The following is a 25891-nucleotide window of genomic DNA, read 5'->3' on the forward strand; positions in this document are numbered from 1 at the left end:
AAAAGAGAACGGAAGGGAAACGAAGAAACACCCCGGACGACCGGGGTGTTTAATGGACGCTTACAGGGCCTTGATGGTTCCCTTGGGCAACACTTGCGTGACCGAGGCTTTTTGAATCAGCACTTCGACGGGCTTGTCGGCCAATTGCGACACTTCGACTGTGACGAAGGCGTCGGCCACGTTGGTGACACGACCCAGCATGCCGCCGGAGGTAGCGACTTCGTCGCCTTTGGTCAGCGCAGCCAGCAGGTTGCGGTGCTCTTTCTGACGCTTCATCTGCGGACGAATCATCAGGAAGTACAGAATCACGAACATCAGCACGATGGGCAGCATGCCCATCAACGCGCTGCCTTCGGCAGCGGGGGCGGCTTGCGCCAGTACGACGCCGAGGGTGTCGATGGTCAACATGGGTAAATCTCCTAGATGGTTTCTAGCGTTGCTTTATTAGCCGCTTGAGGCCGCTCGCGAGCGCTAAGCTTCAAGCGGGGTCAACCGGGTATTGTAGCGATGTTGGTCATTCGCGACGCAGCCGGATGGTTTTGAGCCGCGACACGGCGTTTTTCGGGGGCGATACCTGCACATCCGACGGCGGTCGATGACGGGCCTACGCCCGCTAATCGATGCCGCGGGCGCGGTCGGCCTTGAACTGAATTTTCCAGTCTTCGAAGCGGCCTGCGGCGATGGCTTCGCGCATTTCGCCCATCAGGGCCAGGTAAAAGTGCAGGTTGTGCAGCGTGTTCAGGCGTGCGCCGCTGATTTCGTTGGATCGCTGCAAGTGATGCAGGTAGGCGCGCGAGAACAGCTTGCAGGTGTGGCAGGCGCAGGTGGGGTCGAGCGGCCGGGTATCGTCGCGATAGCGCGCGTTGCGGATCTTGATGTCGCCGAAGCGGGTGAATAGCCAGCCATTGCGCGCGTTGCGGGTGGGCATCACGCAGTCGAACATGTCGATACCTTGCGATACGCCGTCGACCAGGTCTTCGGGCGTGCCCACACCCATCAGGTAGCGCGGGCGGTCGGCGGGCAGGCGCGGCGCCACGTGGGTCAGGATGCGCAGCATGTCCTCTTTCGGTTCGCCCACCGAGAGGCCGCCGATGGCATAGCCGTGAAAGCCGATGTCCTTGAGCCCGGCGAGCGATTCGTCGCGCAGGGTTTCGAACATGCCGCCTTGCACGATGCCGAAGAGCGCGTTCGGGTTGTCCAACTGATCGAAGGCATCGCGCGACCGCTTGGCCCAGCGCAGCGACATGCGCATCGAGCGGGCCGCTTCTTCGGACGTCGCCGGCCGGTCGCCGATCATGTAAGGGGTGCACTCGTCGAACACCATGGCGATGTCGGAATTGAGCGAGCGCTGGATGCGCATCGACTCTTCGGGCGTCAGGAACAACCGCGAACCGTCGATCGGCGAGGCGAATTTCACGCCTTCCTCGGTGATCTTGCGCATGCCTTGCAGGCTGAACACCTGAAACCCGCCCGAATCGGTGAGGATGGGCTTGTGCCACTGCATGAAGCCATGCAATCCCTTGTGCTTGTCGAGCACCTCCGTGCCTGGACGCAGCCACAGGTGAAAGGTATTGCCGAGCACGATCTGCGAACCGATCTCGTCCAATTCGTGCGGCAGCATGGCCTTCACGCTGCCATACGTGCCCACGGGCATGAAGATCGGTGTCTCGACCACGCCGTGATTGAGGGTCATGCGGCCACGCCGCGCCTGGCCGTCAGTGGCCAAAAGTTCGAATTGAAGTCCTGTCATGATGCGGGCGACTCGATAAACATGGCATCGCCATAGCTGAAAAAGCGATAGTGCTGCGCAATCGCATGCGCATAGGCGCGGCGGATGGGGTCGACCCCAGCCAGGGCCGACACCAGCATGAGCAGGGTGGATTGCGGCAGGTGGAAATTGGTGATCAGGGCGTCGGCCACGAGAAAACGATAGCCGGGCGCGATGAACAATTGGGTGTCGCGCGGTGTCGTGAGCAGCGCTTCGGGTGCAGGGCGTGGACCTGGGGTGGGCGGGGTGGGGCCCCGCGCATCGTCGAAAGCGCCGGCGGGATGGGCCGACGATTCGAGCGCGCGCATGCTGGTGGTGCCCACGGCGATCACGCGCCCGCCAGCCTCGCGGGCACGGGCAATCGCGGCCACCGTTTCGTGCGGCACACAGGACCATTCGGCGTGCATGACATGGTCGGCAAGCGCTTCGGCGCGCACCGGTTGGAAGGTGCCTGCGCCTACATGCAGGGTGACGAACGCGCGGTCCACGCCGGCATCCGCCAGGCGTGCCATCATGGCGTCGTCGAAATGCAGTCCGGCCGTGGGCGCGGCCACCGCGCCGGGCTCGCGCGCATAAATCGTCTGATAGCGCGCTTCGTCTTCGGCGTCGGCTGCGTGCGTGATGTAGGGCGGAAGCGGCACGGCACCGTGCGCATCCAGCAGATCGAGCACGGCGTCCGGGAAGTCCAGTTCGAACAATTCGCCCTGGCGACCGGTGACGGTGACGTCGAAAGCGTCGGCCAGGCGTAGCGTCATGCCGGGGCCGGGTGCCTTGCTGGCGCGCACGTGTGCCAGGGCGCGTGTGGTCTGCGGGATGCGCTCCACCAACACCTCGACCTTGCCGCCGGTGGCTTTATGCCCCGTCAACCTGGCCTTGATGACGCGAGTGTCGTTGAACACCAACAGATCGTGCGGGCGCAGCACGGCGACCAGATCGGCGAAGACGCGATCGTGCAGCGCACTGGCGGCGTCCAGGTGCAGGAGCCGGCTGGCCCCGCGCGTGGCAGGCGGCGTCTGGGCGATCAGCTCGGGGGGAAGGACGTAATCGAATTCGGATAAGGAGAGCAAAACGGCGGGCTTGCGGGCGGTTTGTGTCGCGGCATTGTAGTGCGGTGGCGCGTCGCCCGCGCGTAATTCGGCAACCCGGCTGCCGCGAGGTTTTGTATGCTTACCGCTTTTCGCACCTCACACATCGGGCAAGCATGACGGGCAGCACAGGTAGATTTCGGCGCACGCTTCTCGCGGGCGCCACGGCACTCGTCGTGTTCGGCGCCGGCACATCCCCCGGCGCGGCACAGACGGCCGTGCCCGCAGTGGCCGTCAAACCCACGCTGCCGGCAGCGCAAAGCGTGAGCAGTCTGCCGCCGCCGTTGGCCGATCTCTACCGCAAGAGCCAACTCCCGGAAGACGCGTTGTCGCTGGTGGTGCAGGAGCTCGATGGCCCCCGGCTGATGAGCATCAACGGCGCCGTGCCGCGCAACCCCGCTTCAGTGATGAAGCTGGTGACCACTTGGGCGGCCTTGTCCGAACTGGGGCCCATTTACACCTGGCGCACGGCGTTCATGGCCGATCCGGGTGCCCGGGTCGACGCGCAGGGCCGCCTGCCCGGCGTGCTGTACTTGCGCGCCGGCGGCGATCCGCAACTGATGTTCGAAGATTTGTGGGATCTGCTGCGCGAGCTGCGGCTGCGCGGCGTAAAGCAAATCAAGGATCTTGTGATCGATCGGAGCATTTTCGGACCGGTGTCGGAAGATCCCGGTGCGTTCGATGGGGCGGGCGATCGTCCCTATAACGCCAGCCCGGATGCGCTGATGGTGGGCTTCGGTGCGATGCGGCTGCTCTTCATGCCCGATGCGGTCAATCGCCAGTGGGTGCCCGTGATCGATCCGCCGGTACCCGGCATCCGCATCGAGGGCAGCGTGCAATGGAGTGACGCGGTATGCCCGGGGTCGCCCGTGGTGCGCACCGAGCCGCTGATTACCCAGCAAGGCGTCACCATCCGCATTTCGGGCACGGCCGCCGGATCCTGCGGCGAGTTCAGCCTTTATCGCCTGGTGCTCGATCAACAGGAACTCATGACGTCGACCTTCCGCATGCTGTGGAAGGAGCTCGGCGGCACATTTACCGGCACGGTGAGAAATGGTCTGGTGCCGCCGGACGCGATCACGCTGGCGGTGCATGACTCGCCGCCGCTGGCGGACACGATTCGCGTCATCAATAAACGCAGCAATAACGTGATGGCCCGTACGCTGCTGCTCACGCTGGGTGCCGAGCGAGGCACCCGGCCCGCCACCGTGGGGCCGAGCGGCGCCGTGGCGGCGCGGGTATTGGCCGATCAGGGCGTGCCGATGCCCGAACTGTCGATCGACAACGGTGCGGGGCTGTCGCGCGATGCCCGCGTGTCGGCCAACAGTCTGGCGGCGATGCTCGACACCGCCTGGCGCTCGCCGCTCATGCCCGAATTCATGTCGTCGCTGGCCATTTCCGGTATTGACGGTACGATGCGGCGCCGCATGCGCAACGAGTCGACGCAAGGCATGGCACATTTGAAGAGCGGGTCGCTGCGCGACGTGCGGGCCATCGCCGGTTATGTGCTGGGCGCCAGCGGCAAACGTTACGTGGTGGTGAGCGTGGTGAACCACGATCGCTCCGATGCCGTACGGGCGTTCGACGATGCCTTGATCAAGTGGCTCGCCGAACGTTGATCGGCTCGAGGGCGACGATCCGTGCCGCAAGTGCGCCGATCCGTGTCTCGAGTGCGGGCGATCCGTGCTTTAGTGCGAAGATCGGTTTCTGTTCATTCGGTTTTTATTTGTTTTCATCCTGGAGATATCGCACATGGCCGTGCATGAAATCCGCCACCCGCTGATCCGCCACAAGCTGGGCATCATGCGTCGCGTGGACTTGAGCACCAAGAGCTTTCGCGAGTTGTCGCAGGAAGTCGCCGCCTTGCTGACCTACGAGGCGACCAAGGATATGGCGATGGCGCCGCATACCGTACAAGGGTGGTGCGGTGAGGTTGCCGTCGAGAAGATCGCGGGCAAGAAAGTAACGGTGGTGCCCATTCTGCGTGCGGGCATCGGCATGCTCGACGGCGTGCTGAGCCTGATTCCGGGCGCCAAGGTCAGCGTGGTGGGCGTGGCCCGCAACGAGGAAACGCTGCAGGCGCACACGTACCTGGAACGCCTGGTCGGTGAAATCGATCAGCGTCTGGCGCTGATTGTGGATCCGATGCTGGCGACCGGGGGCTCGATGGTCGCCACCATCGATATGTTGAAGAAAGCAGGTTGCCGCGAAATTCGCGCGCTGGTGCTGGTGGCCGCGCCCGTGGGGATCGAAGCGGTGCTCGCCAAGCACCCCGATGTCGAGATCTACACGGCCTCGATCGACGATGGTCTGAACGAACACGGCTACATCATGCCGGGGCTGGGCGACGCCGGCGATCGGATCTTCGGCACGAAGCAAAAGACGGAGTAGCCGGCGCGTCGGAAAGGCAAAATGACCCTGCATAAGGCCAGGGTCATGCAGGGCCATTCGGGCGCCGGAGACGGGCTCGAACGTGCTTTTCCGCGCAATGCGTTGCGCGATGGTGCTGCATCGCTCGAACGCTACGGCGCAACCGTCGCCGCTGCGGCTTCCAGACCCACGCGTTCGCCGAACCAGTGCAGCGTGTCGGCCAGCGCCGCCACCTCGCCCACGATCAGCAGCGCCGGCGATTTGATGGCGTGGGCGCGGGCCCGTTCGGGCAAATCCGCAAGCCGGCCGCGCAGTACGCGCTGCTCGGGCCGGCTGCCGTTTTCCACCAGGGCGAAGGGCGTGTCGGCCGATTTTCCGTGCGCCAGCATCTTGGCGGTCAGGTTATCCAACTGCCCCACACCCATATAAAACGTAAGCGTTTGATTGGCCCGCGCCAGCGCCGGCCAGTCGATGCTGTCGCTGTCGTCCCGGCAATGGGCGGTGATCAACGATAGCGACTGTGCGTGTTCGCGATGCGTGAGCGGAATGCCCGCGTAGGCGCCACAGGCCAGCGCCGCCGTAATGCCCGGCACAACTTCGAAACGGATGCCATGCGCCTGCAGGTATTCGAGCTCTTCGCCGCCGCGTCCGAACACAAAAGCGTCTCCGCCTTTCAGACGCACGACCCGCTTGCCGGCTGAGGCGTGCTCGACCAGCAGCGCGTGAATCCGGGCCTGGGTGGCATGGTGGTTTTCGCCCGGTTGCTTGCCGACGTCGATACGGTCGGCATCGCGGCGGGCGAGCGACATGATCTCGGCGCTGACCAGGCGGTCATACAGGATCACATCGGCTTCATTCAGGGCGCGCAGCGCTTTGAGCGTCAAGAGGCCGGGGTCGCCGGGGCCGGCGCCTACCAGCACGACCGAACCCACGCGCGCCGGTTGCGGCCGGTCCAGTTCGGCATCCAGTGCTGCGGCTGCCTCGTCTGGCCGTGCCTGCCGCAGCAGCGCCGCTACCGGACCGTCCAGCAGCCAGTCGTAGAACGCGCGCCGGGCGCCCAAATCGGGGCGCCGCGCGCGGATCTGCGGGCGATATTGCGCGGCCAGCCTGGCCAGCGGCCCCAGGGTGTGGTCGAAGAGCGACTCGATGCGCTCGCGCATACGGCGCGCGAGCACGGGTGCCACACCGCTGGAGGAGATCGCGACGATCAAGGGTGAGCGGTCGACGATCGACGGTACCTGAAAGGAGGAAAGCGCGGGATCGTCCACCACGTTGGACAGAATATGCCGGGCCGACGCCGCGTCGGCGGCGGCTCGATTGACTTCGCGGTCGTCGGTGGCGGCGATTACCAGCCATTTGTCGATCACCCACTCAGGCGAAAACGTGCCTTCGATACAGGATATCCGTCCGGTATCGCGCAGATGCTGCAATTCCGGCGACAACACGGGCGCGCCGACGGTGACGCGCGCACTGGCCTCGAGCAAGGCCTGCGCCTTGCGGGTAGCGACCTCGCCGCCGCCGACGACCAGCACGTCGCGCTGGGCCAGATCGGCAAATATCGGAAAAAGCATCATAGGAAAGAGGGGGTCATTGAACGCACGGGACCAGGGCGTGGTCCCAGACAGCATATCTCGTTCGATTCTAGGGAGTTACGGTGCGGAAGCGAACGAAGATGTGGGCATGTCCATATCGCTAATGGTTATATCGATTGCAGGTTTCAATCGCTTTCGACAATGTGGCCGGGTGCGCGCGCGGGGCGCGGCCTGCGTGTAGTATCGAATGCGCCGAGGGGCGGGACGCGGCGTCCCGGCTCGGCTTTCTTTGGAGTGAACATGGTTCGCTGTGTCAAAAAATATGCGGCGGTCGCCCTGACCGCTTGCGCAGGCATGTTGTCGTGGGGTTCGGTGCAGGCTGCCGTCTGCGACGCCAAATTCATGCACGATGGCGGGTTCGTGCAATTTTCCGGCTCGGGCAATCTCAAGCTCGGTGCCGATCTGAACTTCTCCGAAGTCAGCAAGAGTTCGGCCACCACCTGCCGCGCCCGCGTGCAGGGCACGGCCTCGTTTTCATATGCCGGCTTGCCGCCTTCGGCGTCCAAGCTCGATTACCTGATGACGGTGAAGGGCGGTCAAGCCAGCTTCGTCAAGTACGACAGCGCCGGTGAAAGGCCCGGCGACCCCGGCAGCTTCGATCTGCGCATGCTGGGTCTGTTTGGTTATGAGCAGCCCATCACGGCGCCCGGTCAGAAGTTTCCCGGCACGACATTCCGCTTGAAATTCGGCAAGGACGCGCCGGTGGGCGGTTCGCCCGCGACGACGATTCGCATCGGCGAAAAAACCGTCGGTCAGCGCGCCAGCATCGCGACCGCGTTGGGTCAGCAATCATGCTGGCCAGTGAGCTATGACCGCGACAGCGATCCCACGCAAGCCACCTTCAATGGCCTCACGTTGCCCATCCCTGGCACGAAGTCGCGCGTGACCGATTGGTACTGCCCGAACGCCAATCTGGTGATGAAGCAAGAGATCAATCAGCAAGGGAGCGTGTCGAAGGTGGAAATCACTCAGATCAGGTAGCAGACGGTATCGATTCCAGCGGCCCGAGTTGTTACAACCGCTGGTATCATCGGCTGACTGACATGCAGTTGTATAGGGAGAAAAACCATGCGCAAGCCCCACCTCGATGACGTTGATCGCGAAAATTTGTTGGACTCGGTCAAGGCCAGCCTGACCGACGCCGAAGCGCTGCTGCGAGAAGCCGCTTCCAGCACCGGCGAAAAGGCCGCCGAATTGCGCGAGCGCGCGATCATTTCGATCCGCCGCACCCGCGAAGCCATGTATGACGCGCAAGACGCCATGCTCGAACACGGCCGTCGCGCCGCGCGCGCCACGGATGACTATGTGCACGACAAGCCTTGGCAGGCGATTGCCGCCGCCGGCATCGGTGGGTTGCTGCTCGGCGTGCTGATCGCGCGTCGTTGATGAACGGGTGGCGCGGCCGGTTGCGGCTCGCGTCTGTCCCCCTCACGACGGGTTGATGGAACATGGGAATTCGCAAGTCTTTGATTGGCGTGGCTGCCGGGGTCGTTGGCCTCATTGGCACGCGCCTCGAATTGTTGGGCCTCGAAGCCGCCAACGAGAAAGCGCGGTTGCTGCGCTTGTTGGGCATGTCGTTCGCGGCATTGCTCTTTTTGACGCTGGCCGTGCTGGTGTTTTCGGTGCTGGTCTCGGTGTATTTCTGGCCTACCGAAAATCGCTATGTGGCGCTGGGCTTGTTGGCTGCCGTGTACGGCATATTGGGCGTGATCATGCTGGCCGCCGTGCGCCGTTCGCTCGTCTACGATCCCGTGCCGTTTGCAGCGACGTTGTCTGAATTGCAACGCGATGCCGAACTGTTGTCGCGCATCCGGGGCGCCGCCGAACACGATGATGAGCGTCGCGCTCAGGCACGGGAGTATTGAGCATGTCTAAATCTTCTGCGCATGTGGATCGCGCGGTGCGCATCGAACTCTTGCGCGCCAAGGCCGCTTTGGAGCGCGAAGCGCTCGTAAGCAGTGTCGTGGGTGCCGGGCGCGATCTCACGCCGTCGGCGTTGGCAAAGGATGTGTGGCCACGCCTGGCCTCGATGAAGGGCACCACGATTGCGATGCAGGCCTATCACCTGTTGCGCCGCTATCCGGTCGTGGGGTCGAGTTTGTCCGCGTTGGCGCTCAAGGGCGGCGGCATGCTGGCGGGTGGCGGCGTAATGCGTCTGCTCAAGGTAGCCGGGCTTGGGTTCGCGGGATTCAAGGCGCTTCGTATGGTGCAGGATGCGCGCTCGGCGCCGTCGGCCCGCGCGCTGCGCGATGAGGCGACGGTCCAAGCGGCGCGTCGCACCCTTTGAACGGCATCGTCACGTCTCCCTCCGCGGCCGCGTTCTTGGACGCGGCCGCAGTCGTTCGTGCCCGCTCTGCGGCAGCATCCGAACGCTTGGCCGGCCAACGTGCCAGGCAAGCGGCCGATGCCTTGGGCGTTTCCGAGGCGCAATGGGTGGCGGCAGGGTGCGCGGGCATCGACGCCATCGCACTGCAGCCCGATTTTCAGAGCATCTTCCGGCAGTTGCCGAGCGTGGGCCGGGTGATGGCGCTCACGCGCAACGACTGGTGCGTGCACGAGCGGCATGGCCGCTACGAGGACGTGCGTGCCGACGGTCCGATGGGGCTGGTGCTCGGCCCCGACATCGATCTGCGCGTGTTCTTCTTCAATTGGGCCTCAGCCTGGTCGGTGACCGACGCCGGGCGCCGCAGCCTGCAATTTTTCGACGCGGCCGGGATGGCCGTGCACAAGATCTACGTCACAGCCGAGACGGACATTGTCGCCTTCGACGCATTGGTCGACGCGCATCGCCACCCGTCACCGATATGGCCTGAAAACCCGCCGGCGCCTGAGCGGCCCGCGCCGCGTGGCGTCAATGATGCCGCCGCCCTGCGCGCGGATTGGCAGGCGATGACGGACACCCATCAGTTTTTCCCACTCTTGAAAAAGCACGATGCCGATCGCCTCGCCGCGCTCGAAGCCGCCGGCGCCGATCTCGCGCAAAAGGTGGCGATCGACGCGGTGGAGACGGTCTTGGCGGGGGCGGTTGCCGAGGGCACGGCCATCATGTGCTTTGTGGCCAATCGCGGCATGATTCAGATCCACAGCGGCCCGATCGAGACGCTGCGGCGCACCGGTCCCTGGTACAACGTGCTCGATCCCGACTTCAATCTGCATCTGAACACGACGGCGATCGCCCAGGTGTGGGTGGTCAACAAGCCCACGTCCGACGGGTGGGTAACGTCGCTTGAGGTGTATAACGCCGCAGGCGATCTGATCGTTCAATTTTTTGGCGTACGCAAGCCCGGCCAGGCGGAACTGCCGGCGTGGCGCGGCATGTTGGCCGCGCTGTGCGATACCCCTTTGGCGCAGTGAGAACACGATGAGTGCAGGCATTACGACCGAACACGCGGTGGTGACACGTCCGATGGCACGCGGCCTGCGGGCCGCCGGATTGGCGCTGTGCCTGAGCTTGGCGGCCTGGGCCGCGCAGGGTGCTGCGCCCGAGCGGGTGGTCACCCTGGGCGGTAGCGTCACGGAAATCGCCTTTGCCCTCGATCGCGGCGACCGCATCGTGGCCGATGATCTGTCAAGTCTGTATCCGGAAGCCGCCACCCGTTTGCCGCGTGTCGGTTATTACCGCGCCACGCCCGTGGAAGGCGTGGTGGCCATGCGGCCCGATATGGTGTTGGCCTCCGAGCAGGCGGGTCCGCCGCACGCCATCCAGAAGTTGACCGAGCTCGGCGTCAATCTTCAGGTTGTGTCCGATCAACCCACGGTGGCGTCGCTTTATCGCCGTATCGATCAAGTGGCGGCTGCCCTGGATGCCAAGTCTGCCGGCGCGCGGTTGTCGGCCGCGCTCAAGCGCGACCTGGATCGCATCCAGGCGCAACCCCGAAGCGATCGTCCGACGTTGTTGATGGTCAATCGCACCGGCTCCTCCCAGGGTGCGGGAAGCGGTACCGCTGCGGATGAAGTGCTGCGGCTGGCCGGGCTTGCCAATGTGCTGGCGGGTCAGCAGGGCTACAAGCCGCTCTCGCCGGAAGCGATGACGGCGCTGGCCCCCGAGCTGATCGTGATCACGACGTCCTCGCTGGACGCGTTGGGCGGGATGGACAACCTGTTGCAGGTCCCTGGCGTGATTGCCACCCCGGCTGCCCGAGCGGGCCGCATCGTGGTGATGGACGATCTGCTGGTGCTGGGTTTGGGGCCGCGCTTGCCGCAGGCCTTGCAGCAACTGCAAGACGCCGCTGGAGCGCCCGCGCGTGCGGCGCGCTGACCTGCGGCCGACCTCTGCGATCGCCGGTCTGGCCGTGCTGCTCGTGGTGGCGATGGCCGTGGCGTGCGCCAGCGGCGCGGTCGCCATTCCGCTGACAAGCTTGCCGACGCTGCTGTGGGGCCAGCCGGCACCCGGCGAGCAGTTGCTGCGCAATGTGCTCGTGGATGTGCGGATACCGAGAGTGCTGTTCAGCGCCCTGGCGGGAGCGGCGTTGGCCATCACCGGCGCCGTCATGCAGGCCCTGTTTCGCAATCCGCTCGCCGAACCCGGTTTGGTGGGGATCTCTGCCGGCGGCGCGTTGGGCGCGGTGACAGCGATCGTGTTTACGTCGGGTGGCTTTTGGCTGCTCGCACCCGCAGCGTTTCTGGGCAGCCTGGGCGCCACGGCGCTGGCCTACGCGCTGGGCCGTCGCGCACCCGGCGTGGCCGGATTGCTGCTCGCCGGCATCGCCATCAATACCGTCGCCGGCAGCCTGATTGGCTTGTTCACCACGTTGGCCAACGATGCGCAACTGCGCGATCTGACATTCTGGAATCTGGGCAGCCTGGCTGGCGCCAATTGGTCGTTGCTGGCGTTTCTTGCCCCCTGGACGCTGGTGTGGACGATATGGCTCGCCCGCCAATGGCGGCTGCTCAATGCACTGCTTTTGGGGGAGCGCGAGGCGCAGCATCTGGGCTTTCCGCTGGTGACCGTGCGCCGCAAGCTCATCGTGGCGATGGCGCTCGTCGTGGGGCCGCTTGTGGCGGCGACCGGCGGTATCGGTTTCATCGGCCTGGTCGTGCCGCATTTGATCCGGCTCACCTTGGGCGCCAATCATCGCTGGCTGCTGCCGGCGTCGATGCTTGCGGGTGCGCTGGCGCTGACCCTGGCCGATTGGCTGGCGCGGATCGTGATCGTGCCGGCCGAGTTGCCGATCGGTCTGGTCACCAGCCTGGTGGGCGGGCCCTTCTTCATCTGGCTGCTTGCCCGCGGGAGACGGCTGGTATGAGTCTGGACGGCCGTCATCTGCGGATCGAGCGCGACGGGCAAACGGTGCTGGACGATGTGTCCTGCCGATTGGGCCCAGGCGAAGTATTGGGATTGCTCGGCCCCAATGGCGCCGGTAAATCGACCCTGCTGAGCGCATTGGCAGGCGAACTGCCGCTGGCCGCCGGCGGCGTCACGCTCGACGATGCGCCGCTCGATGCGATGCCTTCCGCGCAGCAGGCCATGCGGCGGGCGGTGCTGCCGCAGAAGCCTGGGCTACGGTTTGCGTTGTCGGTGACCGAGGTGATCGGCATGGGCGCCTATCCGTTTCCGGCGCTGGCGCCCGACAGGGTGGATGCGCTGGTGGCCGATGCGGCCGTGCGGGCCGATGTGGCGAGTTTGCTCGACCGACCCTACGCGTTGCTATCGGGCGGTGAGCAGCAGCGCGTGCATCTGGCGCGCGTGCTGGTCCAGGCAGCGGCGCAGCCCGTGGCCGGGCAGCCGCGCTATCTGTTGTGGGACGAGCCTACCGCCAGCCAGGATCCGCCCCATCAGCACGCGGTGCTGGCCTTGGCGCGCCGGCTGGCGCGTGGGCAGGACGCAGGCGTATTGATCGTGCTGCACGATCTCAATCTGGCGGCGCAGTGGTGCGATCGGTTGATCTTGCTCGCCGATCGCAAGGTAGTGGCAGACGGACCGCCCGAGGCGGTCCTGACGCCGCCGATCCTGGCGCGCACCTATGGCATGGCGGCACATGTGCTGCCGCATCCGATGCTGGCCGGGCGCTTGCAGGTGTGGTTCGACGCCGAGGCGTGAGGCAGGGCGGCAGGCCCCGCAGACGAACCGACAGACGTGCGCGGGGCAAACGATTCGCACCGCGTGCGCCTGGCCGCCCCATGTATTACAGCCCCAGATCGCCCCACATGCCGTCGACGCGTTGCTTGACTTCGTCGCTCATCGCGATCGGCCGGCCCCATTCGCGGTCGGTTTCTCCAGGCCATTTGTTGGTCGCGTCCAGACCCATTTTGCCGCCCAGACCCGATACGGGCGACGCAAAATCCAGGTAATCGATCGGCGTGCGTTCCACCATCACGGCATCGCGCACCGGATCCATGCGTGTCGTCATCGCCCACACCACCTCCTTCCATTGGCGCGGATCGATGTCTTCGTCCACCACGATGATGAACTTGGTGTACATGAACTGGCGCAGCACGCTCCACAGCCCGAACATCACGCGCCGCGCGTGGCCAGGGTACTGCTTGCGGATCGACACCACCGCCAAACGATAGCTGCAGCCCTCGGGCGGCAAATAGAAATCCACGATCTCGGGCATCTGACGGCGCAGCAGCGGCACGAACACCTCGTTCAGCGCCACGCCCAATACCGCGGGTTCGTCGGGCGGTTTGCCGGTGTAGGTCGAGTGATAGATCGGATCGCGGCGCATCGTGATGCGCGTGACGGTGAAGACCGGGAACCAGTCCTGCTCGTTGTAATAGCCGGTGTGATCGCCGTATGGGCCTTCGAGCGCCTGTTCGTAATCGCTTTTGGGCGGTGCCTTGACGCCGTCGGGCACCACCGGGGCCGTCGCACGCGGATCGCTCGAGGGCAGCAAATAGCCTTCGAGCACGATTTCAGCCGAGGCTGGCACTTGCAGATCGCTGCCGATGGTTTTGACCACTTCGGTGCGCGAGCCGCGCAGCAAACCGGCAAACTGGTATTCAGACAGCGAATCGGGCACCGGCGTCACGGCACCAAGAATCGTGGCGGGATCTGCGCCCAGCGCGACAGCGATCGGAAACGGCGTGCCGGGATGGGCAAGCGCGTGATCGCGAAAATCGAGCGCGCCGCCGCGATGCGACAACCAGCGCATGATGAGCTTATTGCGCGCGATCGGCTGCTGGCGGTAGATGCCCAGATTCTGGCGCTTGGCATTGGGGCCGCGCGTGACCACCAGGCCCCAGGTGAGCAGCGGTGCCACATCGCCCGGCCAGCACTGCTGCAGTGGCAGCGCGTTCAGGTCCACGTCGTCGCCTTCGATCACGACTTCCTGGCAAGGCGCGGTGCGTACCGTTTTCGGGCTCATGTCCCACAGCGCGGCCTTCAGCATGGCGACCTTCGCCCACGCGTCCTTGAAGCCTTTGGGCGGTTCCGGCTCGCGCAGCGACGCCAGCAATTCGCCCACATCGCGCAATGCCGTGACGTCTTCGGCGCCCATGCCCCATGCCACACGCTTGGGCGTGCCGAACAGATTGGCCAACACCGGCATGCCGGCCGGCTTGCCGCGATGCTGCGCGTTTTCGAACAGCAAAGCCGGGCCTTCGGCGCGCAGCACCCGATCGGCGATCTCGGTCATTTCGAGTTCGGTCGACACGGGCGCTGCGATGCGCTTGAGCTCGCCCTTGGTCTCGAGTTGCGCGATAAAGTCTCTCAAGTCACGGTATTTCACGTTAATTCCGGATAATTTGGTTACATTTGTGAAGTTGGGGAGAGGTTAACATCGGTTCCCTCTCCACCAAGCAGGAGGTCCCATGGCTGAAGCATTGGCTTCCCATCTCGACTTTCAACTGCTGGCGCGACGCATTCATCGCATTGTGGCCGAATGGCTCCGACTCTGCTCGGTCTACCTCGGCATCGTTGTGATCGTCACCGTCAGCATGGGTATGGCGCTGCCGGGTTTACGCAGCCAAGCCCTTCAGGTTCACGAAGCACTGCTCGCCGCGCTGGCGCCGTCCTCACTCTCGGGCGGCCAGGATACCGCAGGCGATGGCGGCGAGCCGACCGCGGTCGTCTTGGCCATCCCCAATGCACCCGCGTCCAACGCGACGGCGTATCTGAGTCCGCCGCGCGTGGCACCCAAGCCGGCGCCCAAACCCGCGCCGCAAACGGCGAGCGCATCGCGCAATCAGATGGATGCGTTGAAGAGCTATATCTCGCGCAAGTACAAGGTGGCCAACGATGCCACCGGCGTATTGGTCGCCACGGCCTTCAAGGTGGGCGACGAGCACGATCTCGACCCGCTTTTGCTGCTGGCCGTGATGGCCATCGAATCGCGCTACAACCCGTTTGCCGAAAGTCCGGTGGGCGCGCAGGGCCTGATGCAGGTCATGACGAGCGTGCATCAGGAGAAGTTCGAGAAATTCGGCGACAACGCCGCGCTCGATCCCGTGGCCAACATTCGCGTGGGCTCCACGATTTTGCGCGACTGTATCCAGCGCCGCGGTTCGGTCAATGCCGGCTTGTCGTGCTACGTGGGCGCTACGGGCCCCAACGATGGTGGCTATAGCGGCAAGGTTCAGGCCGAGCGCCGTCGTCTGGCGCTGGCTTCGGGTATCGCGCTGGCCCGCGAGTGACGGTACGCGATCGCGACCGTTAGCGGCTGGCCTCAGCCCTTGATGCGCGTGAGCCAGCGGTCCATGCGGTCCACGGCTTCTTCCAGCCGCGGCAATGCCGTCGCGTAGGAAAAGCGCATCATCTTCCTGGCGTGAGCCGGACCGAAGTCGTGGCCCGGCACGGCGGCGATGCCGGTTTCGAGCAGCAGGCGCTGCGAGAAGGTCTGGCTGTCCATGCCGGTGCTGCTCACATCCGCGTAGATATAGAACGCACCGTCCGGCTTCACCGGCACGGTCAGCCCCAGCTTTTCGAAGGCCGGCAGCAGATAGTCGCGGCGAGCCTGGAACGCGCGGCGGCGCTCCTCGAAAACCGCCAGCGACTCGGGCTCGAAGCAGGCCAGCGCGGCATGTTGCGCCAGCGTGGGTGCGCAAATCGAGAGGCTGCCGGCGATCTTGTCGATCGTGCTCACCATCGATTCGGGCACGATCAGCCAGCCGAGGCGCCATCCCGTCATGTGAAAGTACTTGCTGAAGCTGTTGATGATGATGAGGTCGTCGTCCAGCGTCAGGGCCGACTTTGGCGCGTGGTCGTACGACAGGCCCAGGTAGATCTCGTCCATGATCGTGAAGCCGTCGCGTTCGCGTACGACCTGCAGCAGCTCGGCCAGCTCGTCGTGCGCGATGGAGGTGCCGGTGGGATTGCTGGGCGAGGCGATCAACACGCCGCGGGTAGCATCGTTCCAATGGGTGCGGACGTCGTCCGCGCTGAGTTGGAAGCGCTTCTCGGCCGAGCTGGCGACCAGACGGGGCAGGCCGCCGGCGCCCAGGATGAAATTGGAATTGGCGGGGTAGGACGGGTCAGGCATCAACACTTCGGCGCCCGGATCGACCAGCGCGGCGCAGGCCAGGCTCAGCGCGCCGGATGCGCCGGCGGTCACGATCACGCGGGAAGGATCGATGGCAGCGCCGAACTGCTTGCCATAGAACGCGGCGATGGCTTCGCGCAAGGGGGCGATGCCGGCGGCGGCGGTGTAGCCGCTCAAGCCGCTGCGCGAAGCGCGATCGAGTGCTGCCACCACGGGCGGCGGCGCGGTAAAGTCAGGTTCACCGATGCCCATGCTGATGATGTCTTCGCCGGCGGCCTGCAGGGCTTGCGCCTGCTTGAACAGGTTCATCACCTGAAAGGTCAAGAAATCTTGGGTACGGGTGGCGAGGCGAGGCATGGTGCTTCTCAGAACAAAAAAGGAATTGTAGTCATGCAGCCTTCCCGACGCGCTTTTCTCTCCGGCCGCAAACCTGCGCCCAGCGCCTGGGAGGCGTTTTGCCGAAGACTGCGTGGTGCCTGCGATGGCGTTTTCAGCGAGTCGGACGCCGTGGCCGGCGTGGGACGGGCCCGGTTTGCGCCGGCAGGAAATGGCGACATGGCGGTGGTCGTATCGCTGGGGCGCGAGTACGGCGTCGTGATCGTGTTGAGCGGAGACGAGGGCGCCATGACGGCGCCGCCCGATGACCGGCCAGCTGTTTACGTGGATCCGGTCCGGTTGGATGGCCTCACGCCGGTGTTTGCGGCCGCCGCGGATGCGCGCGATGTGCCGGCGTCGCAAGCGGTGCCGGTGGCGTGGGACGTGCAGCCGGGATGCCCATTGGGCGCCCTGGCCGACGCCGGCCTCACGCAGTTCGAGGGGGCGCCGCGCGCGCGCACGCTCGCGCATTGGCTGGCGGCGCCGCATCCCGGGCTCACGCCGGGCTGCACCGGCGAAACCGGCATCGTGGCGGTGGAAGTGCTGTTGGCCGACGGCACGTTCGAAGCGCTGGGGCCTTTTGGCGCCGATGCCACGCAACCGCTGCAATCCGCTACGGTGCAAGCGCTGGTGCCCGCCCTGTTTCAGGCGGCGTCGAGTGCCGAAGGGCAAGCGTGCCGCGCGCTCGGGCGCTGGCCGCTCGCTTATCGGCTCGACGCGTTGCAGCCCCAGGCGCCGCATGGGGTCAATCTCGGGCAGATGTTGTTGGGGCACGGCGGCACCCTGGCCTGGGTGTGCCGCGTCCGCTTGGTCGCGACGCCTGCGCCGCGCAGCACGCTGGCGTCGGCTGACCGGGCCACGATCGCGTCCGACGACGCTGCGAACGCCACGGCGGCATCAGTGTCCGGCAGTGGTGAGTCGAGCGTCGGTCAGGACGCTGCGGCGGCTGACGCCAGCCGCCGGTTGACGCGGTGCATCAAAGCCGCCTTCGACGCGGGCGACCTATTCCCCATGCCGGGGTAGGCGTTGCAACAGGTTAAGATTCCACCTCTTTTCAGTCACACCCCACCTTGAGCCTGTCCCATGGATGAAAATCTCCGCCGCGCCGCACTCGAATATCACGAGTCCGGCCGCCCCGGCAAAATTTCGGTCATGCCGACCAAGCAATTGTCCAACCAGCGCGATCTGGCGCTGGCCTATTCGCCTGGCGTTGCGGCCGCTTGCGAAGAGATCGTCAAAGATCCCGTCAATGCATTTCGCTACACGGCGCGCGGCAATCTGGTCGGTGTGATCACCAACGGCACAGCCGTTCTGGGGCTGGGCAATATCGGCGCACTGGCCTCCAAGCCGGTGATGGAAGGCAAGGCGGTGCTGTTCAAGAAGTTCGCCGGCCTGGATGTGTTCGATATCGAGATCAACGAAACCGATCCCGACAAATTGGTCGACATCATCGCGGGCCTGGAGCCTACGTTCGGTGGCATCAACCTTGAGGACATCAAGGCGCCCGAGTGCTTCACGGTCGAGCGCAAGCTGCGTGAGCGCATGAAGATTCCGGTCTTTCACGACGATCAGCACGGCACGGCGATCACCGTATCGGCCGCGTTCATCAACGGCCTGAAGGTGGTGAAGAAAGACATCACGCAGGTCAAGGTGGTGGTGTCCGGCGCGGGCGCTGCGGCGCTGGCCTGTCTGGAATTGATGGTCGATCTGGGCCTGCCCAAGTCCAACATCTGGGTCACCGACATCGAAGGCGTGGTGTACGAAGGCCGCACGACGTTGATGGATCCGGACAAGGCCGGCTTCGCGCAAGTCACCGAGCTGCGCACGCTGGGCGAAGTGATCGACGGCGCCGACGTCTTCCTCGGATTGTCGGCCGGCGGCGTGCTCAAGGCCGACATGGTCGCCCGCATGGGACCCAATCCGTTCATCCTGGCGCTGGCCAACCCCACGCCCGAGATCCTGCCCGAAGTCGCGCACGCCGTGCGCGACGATATCGTGATGGCCACGGGCCGCTCGGATTATCCGAACCAGGTCAACAATGTGCTGTGCTTCCCTTACATCTTTCGCGGTGCGATGGATGTGGGCGCGACCACGATCACGCGCGGGATGGAAAAAGCCGCCGTACTGGCGATCGCCAAGCTGGCGCAGGAAGAGCAAAACGAAATCGTTGCCGCGGCCTACGGCACCTACGATATTTCGTTCGGCCCCGAGTATCTGATTCCCAAGCCCTTCGATCCACGCTTGATCGTGCGTATTGCTCCGGCCGTGGCGAAAGCGGCGATGGAAGAGGGCGTGGCCACCCGGCCGATCGCCGATCTCGAAGCCTACGTCGATCAGTTGCAGCAGTTCGTGTATCACTCCGGCGCGTTCATGAAGCCGCTGTTTTCCAACGCCAAGCGCCTGGTGCGCGAGGGTGGGAAAGCGCGCATCGTGTTTACCGAAGGCGAAGACGAGCGCGTGCTGCGCGCCGTACAGGTCATCGTCGATGAAGGCCTGGCCAAGCCGATCCTGGTGGGCCGTCCCGCCGTGTTGGCGGCGCGTATCGAGAAATACGGCCTGCGGATTCGCCTGGGCGAAGACGCGCAGGTTTGCAACCCCGAATACGACGAGCGTTTCCATCGCTACTGGACCACGTATTGGGAAATCATGTGCCGCCGAGGCATCACCAAGGAAATGGCGCGCGTTGAAATGCGCCGCCGCATGACCTTGATCGGTGCCATGATGCTGCACTTGGGCGATGCCGACGGCATGGTCTGCGGCACGGTGGGCGCCTATGGCGATCACTTGCGTTTCATCGATGAGGTGATCGGTCGCCGCGCGGGCCACAAGGTGTATGCGGCCATGAACATCCTGCTGGTGAACGAACGCACGGTGGCGCTGGTGGATACCCACGTCACCGACGACCCGACCGCCGAGCAGGTGGCCGAGTTCACGATCGCCGCCGCGGAAGAGATGACGCGCATGAATCTGATGCCGAAGGTGGCATTGCTGTCGCGTTCCAACTTCGGTTCCGGCAGTTCCGCATCCGGCGCGAAGATGCGCGAAGCGTTGGAAATCATTCGCGAGCGCGCGCCCGACATGGAAGTCGATGGCGAAATGCACGGTGACTGCGCGCTGGACGAAACGTTGCGCCAGAAGCTGCTGCCGTCGTCGCCGTTGAAAGGGCAGGCCAATCTGCTGGTGTGCCCCAACGTCGATTCGGGCAATATCGCCTACAACCTGTTGAAGACGGCCGCCGGCGGCAACGTGGCCGTGGGCCCGTTCCTGCTGGGCGTGAATGCGCCAGTGCACATCCTCACCTCGAGCTCGACCGTGCGCCGCATCGTCAACATGACCGCGTTGACCGTGGTCGATGCCAACACGCCACGCTGAAGCGACCGTGTTGGATGGCCGGAGCGAGTCTACCCCTCGCACCGGCCTGATCCTCACTGGGGGCGGCGCCCGTGCCGCCTACCAGGTGGGGGTAGTGCAGGCGCTGCTCGATATTCTCGATGCGCCGCGCCGTGGCGATTTTCGCAATCCCTTCGATATCCTCTGCGGCACCTCGGCGGGTGCGCTCAACGCGACCGCTTATGCCTGCCGGGCCGATCGGCCGCACGTGGCCGTGGCGCGCATGCGGCGGCTGTGGTCGCGGCTGCATACCGGCATGGTGTATCGCACCGATGCGCCAGGCCTGATCCGGACGGGTGGGCGCTGGCTGGGCCTGCTGGCATTGGGCTGGATGTTCGCCGGCCGCCGTGGCCCCCGACCGCGCTCATTGCTCGATAACGCCCCGTTGGCGGATCTCCTGGCCCAGGTGCTGGATTTCGATCGGCTGCATACGCAGTTGGCGCAGCATTCGCTGACGGCGCTCGCGATCACCGCGTCCGGTTACACCTCCGGCCAGCACCTGACGTTCTATCAATCGGCCGAGACGATCGATCCCTGGCAGCGGGCGCTGCGCCGCGCGGTACCCACGACGATCGGCGTGGATCATCTGATGGCCTCCAGTGCCATCCCGTTCGTGTTTCCGGCGCAGGCCGTGGACGTGTTTGGGCAGACCGAGTGGTGCGGCGATGGCTCGATGCGGCAGTTGGCGCCCATCAGCCCGGCGATACACATGGGGGCGGGCCGGGTCGTGGTGATCGGTACCGCGCATCGCGACGATACCCATCCGGAAGCCCGGCACCAGGATCCGCCGTACCCCACGCTGGCACAAATTTCAGGTCATGCACTGGCGAACATTTTCATCGACAGCGTGTCTACCGATGTGGAAAGTGTGCGGCGCGTGAACGCCTTGATCGACGGCGGTCACGTGGGGCGCGACAGCGGGCTGCGCCGGGTGAACGTGCTGGCGTTGAGTCCGAGCGAATCGCTCGACACCCTGGCGCTGTCGTATCTTGACGACATGCCGCGTGAGGTTCGCGCGCTTCTCGGTGCCCTCGGCATGGGCGTCGCGCCTGGGCGGCGGGAGGGCGGAACCTTGTTGTCCTACCTCTTGTTCGAAGCGCGTTACACCCGGCGATTGATCGAATTAGGTTATGCCGATACGATGCGGCAGACCGAGGCAGTGATCGGGTTTTTCAAGGAGGCGCCAGTATGACGCGTACCACTCAGGCCGGCGTGCAGCAGCTGTTGCAGCAGGGCGGCGAGCTCGATCATGCCGCATTTCAGAAAGTCGACGTGGTCGACGCCGCCAACGCATTGGGGTTGCCGTTGTTCGTGGCGGATTGCGACCGTGCCCGCAGCCGCTCGGCAGTATTGCGCGCCATCGCCAAGGCTGTCGATTTTCCCGTGTTTTTCGGCGGCAACCTGGATGCGCTCTACGACTGTCTGTGCGACACGGTGCTCGATCAGAAGAGCGGTGTCGTGTTGTGGCTTTACAGATTGCATTCGGGCGATCCCGCCCTCGAAGAAGATGCGGCGCGCGTCGCGCAGGCGTGTGCCGATGCGGCCGATTTTGCGCGTGAAAACGGTCGCACTTTTGCGTATGTGCTCGAGCATGCCGGCAAGCACCCCGATCCGCCGCCGCAAGCCGACGTACCGCGCTACGTCGACGACTGAATGCACCCTTAACGACTGACGCATTGCTGCCGACGGCTGAACGCATCACTAACGACTGACGCGCCGCCGGTGGCGCATGGTGGCGGGTTTTTCGACCGCTCGGCGGGCCTTGCCGGCTCCCATCACATCGCAGCGGTCTATAGCCAGCCGCGCCGGGCGCTGATGGCGGCCAGCATCGCCATCCCCGCGGTTTCGGTGCGCAGCACCCGATTGCCGAAGCGCACCGGGGTGACACCGGCCCGCACCCCCAATGCCGCTTCTTCCGCCGACCAGCCGCCTTCGGGCCCGACCAACAGCGCCAGAGGGCGCGGCCTGGGCGCATCGGCGGGGTCCGCTGCGTCGAGCGCCGGGGGAGTGTGACGTGCGACAAGCGCCATGAGCGACGTTTCAGCGTCGGGTTGGCACAGCACGCGCTCACCCTCGAAGGGCGCCGCCAGCCAGTCGCGCAACGACGTCACGGGCGCGATATCGGGCACGCGATTGCGGCCGCATTGTTCGCAAGCCGAAATCGCTACCCGCTGCCAATGCACCTGCCGCTTTTCCAGACGGGCACCGCTCAATTGCACGATGCTGCGCTGGGCAGCCACCGGCACGATGCGGCGCACGCCCAGTTCGACGGCTTTTTCGATGATCCAGTCCATCTTATCGCCGCCGGGCAGGCCTTGCACCAGCACGATATCGCCCGGCAGTTCGGCTTCATGGGGTGTGTGGCCGCTTACATCGGCCAGTGCGCGGCTGCCGTCGAAGACCAGCGTGGCGGCATATTCGCCGCCATGGCCGTCGAACAGGACGATGGCCTCGCCCGCCCGCAAGCGCAGCGCGCGCGAGGCATGGTGCGCCACGTCGTCGGGCAGCGTATAGCGGGAATGGGCCGTGATCGGCGTCGAACAATAGAAGCGGGGGTGGGCCATCGAACACAATCTCCTGGATGCGCATGGTAGGGCATAACTCCGTCCTATTTCATCTCTCGTGCGTAAGGAGGGTGGGGTTTGCCCCAAGCGCGTCGCTCGCGGGTGGTAAAATCGTGAGCTTTTCACACTGTCCACCGGCTGCGCGGATGCGTTTGAAGGCCGGCTAACGAGTCCATAGATGAGCCAACCTCCCGTCACCACTCCCGACCTCGCCAATGCCATTCGCGCTTTGGCCATGGATGCCGTGCAGCAGGCCAACTCCGGCCACCCTGGCGCGCCCATGGGCATGGCCGAGATTGCCCAAGCATTGTGGCGGGGGCATTTGCGTCACAATCCCGCCAATCCGGCCTGGCCCAATCGCGATCGTTTCGTGCTGTCCAACGGCCACGGTTCGATGCTGATCTACGCGCTGTTGCACCTCACCGGCTACGATCTGCCGATCTCGGAACTCAAGAATTTCCGCCAGATGCACAGCCGCACGCCCGGACACCCGGAAGTGGGCATCACGCCGGGCGTCGAAACCACCACGGGTCCGCTCGGTCAGGGTTTGGGCAATGCCGTCGGGATGGCGCTGGCCGAGGCCTTGCTGGCGGGTGAATTCAACCGCCCCGGTCACACCATCGTCGATCACCACACGTATGCGTTCGCCGGCGACGGCTGCCTCATGGAAGGCATTTCGCACGAAGTGTGTTCGCTGGCCGGCGTGCTCAAGCTCTCCAAGCTTGTCGTGCTGTATGACGACAACGGCATTTCCATCGACGGCAAGGTCGAACACTGGTTCGGCGACGATACCGCCAAGCGTTTCGAAGGCTACGGCTGGAACGTCGTGCGCGGTGTGGACGGTCACGATGCGGCTGCGGTGGACGCGGCCATCACGCTGGCACGCAGCAATACCGCCGATAACAGCGGCCCCACGTTGATCCTCTGCCGCACCGTGATCGGCAAGGGCGCGCCCAATATGGCCGGTACCGATAAGGTGCACGGTTCGGCTCTGGGTGCCGCCGAAGTGGCCGCCACGCGCGAAGCGCTGGCCTGGTCGCATGCCCCGTTCGAGATTCCCCAGCACGTGTACGACTGCTGGGATGCCCGCGATGCCGGCGCTGCCGCCGAAACGTCGTGGCAGGAAGGCTTCGATGCCTATGCGAAGGCCCATCCCGAACTCGCCGCCGAGTACACCCGCCGCATGAAAGGCGACCTGCCGGCCGATTTCGCCGATCGCCTGAAAGTCTTCCTCGACGCCACGATCGGCAAGGCCGAAACCGTGGCCACGCGCAAAGCCTCGCAATTCGCGATCACGGCGTTGGCTGAGGTGTTGCCCGAACTGCTGGGCGGCTCGGCCGACCTGACCGGTTCGAACTACACCGATTGGAAGGGCGTCGTGCCCGTGCGCGTGGGCCGCGAAGCCCTGCAGTTCGGCCGCCACATCAACTACGGCGTGCGCGAATTCGGCATGGCCGCGGTCATGAACGGCATCGCGCTGCACGGCGGCTACCTGCCGTTCGGCGGCACGTTCCTCACGTTCTCCGACTACTCGCGCAACGCCATCCGCATGGCTGCGTTGATGAAGTCGCGCGTGATCCACGTCTTCACGCACGATTCCATCGGCCTGGGCGAAGACGGTCCCACGCACCAGTCGATCGAGCACGCCTCCAGCCTGCGCCTGATTCCCAACCTGTCCGTCTGGCGTCCGTGCGACACCACCGAAACGGCCGTGGCCTGGGGCTCGGCGGTGCAACGCCCGGCCAGCCTCGGCATGACCGTCGCCGACGGGGGGCCGACGGCGCTGCTGCTGTCGCGTCAGAACCTGCCGTTCGTCGAGCGCGATGCGGCCACCGTGGCGGCGATCGCCCGTGGCGGCTACGTGCTGCGCGACGCGGCCGATGCCCGTGCCGTGATCATCGCCACCGGCTCGGAAGTGGCCTTGGCGCTGGACGCGCAAAAGCAACTGGCTGATGCCGGTGTGCCGGTGCGCGTGGTGTCGATGCCCAGCACCGATGTGTTCGATCGTCAGGATGCCGCTTACCGCGCCGAAGTGCTGCCGCGCGGTCTGCCGCGTGTGGCCGTGGAAGCGGGTATCACCGCGTTCTGGCACAAATATGTCGGTCTGGAAGGCAAGGTCATCGGTATCGATCGCTACGGCGAATCGGCGCCGGCCAACGCGTTGTTCCCGTTCTTCGGTTTGACTGCCGACAAGGTAGCGGCCGCGGTGCAAGAGATCCTCTGATCGGCGCGGCGCGATGATCGCGCCGTCCGTGCAGATTTCCGCTTTTATTTTTAAAACAAAGGAGCAGGTTCATGAGTATTCGCGTCGCCATCAACGGCTATGGCCGCATCGGCCGCAACATCTTGCGCGCCCACTACGAATCGGGAAAGAAGCACGACATCGAGATTGTCGCGATCAATGATTTGGGCGATCCCGCCACGAACGCGCACCTCACGCGCTATGACACGGCCCACGGCAAGTTCCCCGGCACGGTCGAAGTCGACGGCGACTATATGGTCGTCAACGGCGACAAGATCCGCGTGCTGGCCAACCGCAACCCGGCCGAACTGCCGTGGGGCGACCTGAAGGTCGACGTCGTGCTGGAATGCACGGGCTTTTTCACCACCAAGGAAAAAGCCAACGCCCACCTGAAAGGCGGCGCAAAGAAGGTGATCATTTCGGCACCGGGTGGCAAGGATGTGGACGCCACGATCGTGTACGGCGTGAACCACAACGTGCTGAAGAAAGAGCACACCGTGATTTCGAATGCTTCGTGCACGACCAACTGCCTCGCGCCGCTGGTCAAGCCGTTGCACGACAAGATCGGTCTGGTCAATGGCTTGATGACCACCATCCACGCCTACACCAACGATCAGGTGCTGACCGACGTTTATCACGAAGATCTGCGCCGCGCCCGTTCGGCCACGCACAGCATGATCCCCACCAAAACTGGTGCGGCCTCGGCTGTGGGCTTGGTGTTGCCCGAATTGAACGGCAAGCTCGACGGTTACGCCATCCGCGTCCCCACGATCAACGTGTCGATCGTCGACCTGTCGTTCGTGGCTGCTCGCGAAACCACGGTCGAAGAAGTCAACAGCATCCTGAAGGCTGCGGCCGACGGCGAGTTGAAGGGCATTCTCGACTACAACAATGAGCCGCTCGTGTCGGTCGACTACAACCACAATCCGGCCTCGAGCACGGTGGATGCCGGCCTGACCAAGGTGTCGGGTTCGCTGGTGAAGGTGTCGTCCTGGTATGACAACGAATGGGGTTTCTCCAACCGCATGCTGGACACCACTGTTGCCCTGATGTCGGCAAAGTAATGTTCGTGCGGGGGCGGTGTCC

24 protein-coding genes are annotated in these 25891 nt (G+C 64.9%); 17 read left to right on the plus strand and 7 right to left on the minus strand.

The features are described 5' to 3' along the window. Positions 1-60: 60 nt before the first annotated feature. The 3 genes from yajC to queA all read right to left on the minus strand — a co-directional run bounded on the left by yajC (position 61) and on the right by queA (position 2835). The gene (yajC, locus tag EYW45_RS07805) at positions 61-408 is read right to left on the minus strand and encodes a preprotein translocase subunit YajC (protein WP_161134821.1); all 348 of its coding nucleotides are present in this window, start codon (positions 406-408) and stop codon (positions 61-63) included. Between the two features lie 205 nt (positions 409-613). Beyond that, positions 614-1750 carry a tRNA guanosine(34) transglycosylase Tgt gene (gene tgt / locus EYW45_RS07810; RefSeq protein ID WP_161134822.1) on the minus strand — a complete coding sequence of 379 codons (1137 nt, stop codon included), beginning with the start codon at positions 1748-1750 and terminating at the stop codon, positions 614-616. After that, complete coding sequence (queA, locus tag EYW45_RS07815; RefSeq protein ID WP_161134823.1) at positions 1747-2835, minus strand: tRNA preQ1(34) S-adenosylmethionine ribosyltransferase-isomerase QueA; 1089 nt, start codon at positions 2833-2835, stop codon at positions 1747-1749. Before queA ends, tgt begins: the two co-directional genes overlap by 4 nt. A gap of 134 nt (positions 2836-2969) precedes the next feature. Here queA and dacB point away from each other — a divergent pair, with 134 nt between their 5' ends. Next, positions 2970-4472 carry a D-alanyl-D-alanine carboxypeptidase/D-alanyl-D-alanine endopeptidase gene (gene dacB, locus EYW45_RS07820; protein ID WP_161134824.1) on the plus strand — a complete coding sequence of 501 codons (1503 nt, stop codon included), beginning with the start codon at positions 2970-2972 and terminating at the stop codon, positions 4470-4472. Positions 4473-4605: 133 nt separating this feature from the next. Then, positions 4606-5244: a uracil phosphoribosyltransferase gene (gene upp, locus EYW45_RS07825; protein WP_161134825.1), complete on the plus strand. Its 639-nt coding sequence runs from the start codon at positions 4606-4608 to the stop codon at positions 5242-5244. A 131-nt stretch (positions 5245-5375) separates the two neighbouring features. Here upp and cysG read toward each other — a convergent pair whose 3' ends face one another. Continuing rightward, a complete protein-coding gene (cysG, locus tag EYW45_RS07830) occupies positions 5376-6797 on the minus strand; it encodes a siroheme synthase CysG (RefSeq protein WP_161134826.1) in 1422 nt (473 codons plus the stop codon). Between the two features lie 312 nt (positions 6798-7109). Between cysG and EYW45_RS07835 the strand changes: the two genes are divergently transcribed. From EYW45_RS07835 to EYW45_RS07870, 8 genes are all read left to right on the plus strand, one after another. Beyond that, on the plus strand, positions 7110-7796 hold the full coding sequence (locus EYW45_RS07835; RefSeq protein ID WP_161135382.1) for a hypothetical protein: 687 nt from the start codon (positions 7110-7112) through the stop codon (positions 7794-7796). An 87-nt stretch (positions 7797-7883) separates the two neighbouring features. Further along, positions 7884-8201: a DUF883 family protein gene (locus EYW45_RS07840; protein WP_161134827.1), complete on the plus strand. Its 318-nt coding sequence runs from the start codon at positions 7884-7886 to the stop codon at positions 8199-8201. A gap of 62 nt (positions 8202-8263) precedes the next feature. Further along, on the plus strand, positions 8264-8680 hold the full coding sequence (locus EYW45_RS07845) for a phage holin family protein (RefSeq protein ID WP_161134828.1): 417 nt from the start codon (positions 8264-8266) through the stop codon (positions 8678-8680). A 2-nt stretch (positions 8681-8682) separates the two neighbouring features. Continuing rightward, a complete protein-coding gene (locus EYW45_RS07850; RefSeq protein WP_235938964.1) occupies positions 8683-9102 on the plus strand; it encodes a hypothetical protein in 420 nt (139 codons plus the stop codon). 5 nt (positions 9103-9107) lie between these two features. Continuing rightward, positions 9108-10169, plus strand: a complete 1062-nt coding sequence (locus EYW45_RS07855; protein ID WP_407924910.1) for a hemin-degrading factor — start codon at positions 9108-9110, stop codon at positions 10167-10169. Positions 10170-10221: 52 nt separating this feature from the next. Beyond that, on the plus strand, positions 10222-11073 hold the full coding sequence (locus EYW45_RS07860) for a heme/hemin ABC transporter substrate-binding protein (protein WP_161135383.1): 852 nt from the start codon (positions 10222-10224) through the stop codon (positions 11071-11073). A gap of 43 nt (positions 11074-11116) precedes the next feature. Then, complete coding sequence (locus EYW45_RS07865; RefSeq protein WP_407924911.1) at positions 11117-12061, plus strand: FecCD family ABC transporter permease; 945 nt, start codon at positions 11117-11119, stop codon at positions 12059-12061. Further along, positions 12058-12855 carry a heme ABC transporter ATP-binding protein gene (locus tag EYW45_RS07870; protein ID WP_161134830.1) on the plus strand — a complete coding sequence of 266 codons (798 nt, stop codon included), beginning with the start codon at positions 12058-12060 and terminating at the stop codon, positions 12853-12855. Before EYW45_RS07865 ends, EYW45_RS07870 begins: the two co-directional genes overlap by 4 nt. 85 nt (positions 12856-12940) lie before the next feature. Here EYW45_RS07870 and ubiD read toward each other — a convergent pair whose 3' ends face one another. After that, a complete protein-coding gene (gene ubiD, locus EYW45_RS07875) occupies positions 12941-14485 on the minus strand; it encodes a 4-hydroxy-3-polyprenylbenzoate decarboxylase (RefSeq protein WP_161134831.1) in 1545 nt (514 codons plus the stop codon). Between the two features lie 82 nt (positions 14486-14567). Here ubiD and EYW45_RS07880 point away from each other — a divergent pair, with 82 nt between their 5' ends. Continuing rightward, positions 14568-15389 carry a transglycosylase SLT domain-containing protein gene (locus EYW45_RS07880; protein WP_161134832.1) on the plus strand — a complete coding sequence of 274 codons (822 nt, stop codon included), beginning with the start codon at positions 14568-14570 and terminating at the stop codon, positions 15387-15389. Positions 15390-15421: 32 nt separating this feature from the next. Here the strand turns inward: EYW45_RS07880 and EYW45_RS07885 are convergent, their stop codons facing one another. Next, complete coding sequence (locus EYW45_RS07885) at positions 15422-16591, minus strand: pyridoxal phosphate-dependent aminotransferase (protein ID WP_161134833.1); 1170 nt, start codon at positions 16589-16591, stop codon at positions 15422-15424. Between the two features lie 33 nt (positions 16592-16624). On the opposite strand from EYW45_RS07885, the gene EYW45_RS07890 reads away from it, so the two are divergent. From EYW45_RS07890 to EYW45_RS07905, 4 genes are read left to right on the plus strand one after another with little or no spacing between them, the layout of a single operon-like run. Next, complete coding sequence (locus tag EYW45_RS07890) at positions 16625-17632, plus strand: FAD-binding protein (protein WP_161134834.1); 1008 nt, start codon at positions 16625-16627, stop codon at positions 17630-17632. A gap of 60 nt (positions 17633-17692) precedes the next feature. Next, positions 17693-19981: an NADP-dependent malic enzyme gene (locus EYW45_RS07895; protein ID WP_161134835.1), complete on the plus strand. Its 2289-nt coding sequence runs from the start codon at positions 17693-17695 to the stop codon at positions 19979-19981. Beyond that, the gene (locus tag EYW45_RS07900) at positions 19962-21191 is read left to right on the plus strand and encodes a patatin-like phospholipase family protein (RefSeq protein WP_161134836.1); all 1230 of its coding nucleotides are present in this window, start codon (positions 19962-19964) and stop codon (positions 21189-21191) included. Before EYW45_RS07895 ends, EYW45_RS07900 begins: the two co-directional genes overlap by 20 nt. Further along, entirely contained in the window at positions 21188-21652 is a 465-nt protein-coding gene (locus EYW45_RS07905; RefSeq protein WP_161134837.1) for a barstar family protein, read from the plus strand. The genes EYW45_RS07900 and EYW45_RS07905 overlap by 4 nt, the downstream gene beginning before the upstream one ends. A gap of 137 nt (positions 21653-21789) precedes the next feature. Here EYW45_RS07905 and EYW45_RS07910 read toward each other — a convergent pair whose 3' ends face one another. Further along, positions 21790-22563 carry a 16S rRNA (uracil(1498)-N(3))-methyltransferase gene (locus EYW45_RS07910; RefSeq protein ID WP_161134838.1) on the minus strand — a complete coding sequence of 258 codons (774 nt, stop codon included), beginning with the start codon at positions 22561-22563 and terminating at the stop codon, positions 21790-21792. Between the two features lie 178 nt (positions 22564-22741). Between EYW45_RS07910 and tkt the strand changes: the two genes are divergently transcribed. Both tkt and gap read left to right on the plus strand, forming a co-directional pair. Continuing rightward, entirely contained in the window at positions 22742-24787 is a 2046-nt protein-coding gene (gene tkt, locus EYW45_RS07915; RefSeq protein ID WP_161134839.1) for a transketolase, read from the plus strand. 71 nt (positions 24788-24858) lie between these two features. Beyond that, complete coding sequence (gap, locus tag EYW45_RS07920; protein ID WP_161134840.1) at positions 24859-25869, plus strand: type I glyceraldehyde-3-phosphate dehydrogenase; 1011 nt, start codon at positions 24859-24861, stop codon at positions 25867-25869. Positions 25870-25891 lie beyond the last annotated feature (22 nt).

The sequence above is a fragment of the Schauerella aestuarii genome, assembly GCF_009866805.1.
Lineage (GTDB): Bacteria > Pseudomonadota > Gammaproteobacteria > Burkholderiales > Burkholderiaceae_B > Schauerella > Schauerella aestuarii.